The organism is Pseudomonas alkylphenolica (assembly GCF_004025535.1).
Taxonomy (GTDB): domain Bacteria; phylum Pseudomonadota; class Gammaproteobacteria; order Pseudomonadales; family Pseudomonadaceae; genus Aquipseudomonas; species Aquipseudomonas alkylphenolica_A.
In genome coordinates, this window is record NZ_QJRG01000013.1 from 1 (window position 1) to 224 (window position 224).

General features: G+C 49.6%; 1 rRNA gene. It reads right to left on the minus strand.

Going from position 1 to position 224, the window contains the following annotated elements:
- Positions 1 to 113 precede the first annotated feature (113 nt).
- A 23S ribosomal RNA gene (locus tag DM813_RS00025) occupies positions 114 to 224 on the minus strand; the annotation flags it as partial.

Sequence of the window (224 nt, forward strand, 5' to 3'; positions counted from 1 at the left end):
TAGACACTCCAGCGAATCGGGTATGTGATGATTGTGAGTTGCAAACTTTCGGTTCGTTTCGTCTTCACAACACCGCAATCTGGTCATTTCGACGCAAATTGCTTGGGTGTTATATGGTCAAGCCTCACGGGCAATTAGTATTGGTTAGCTCAACGCCTCACAGCGCTTACACACCCAACCTATCAACGTCGTAGTCTTCGACGGCCCTTCAGGGAGCTCAAGGC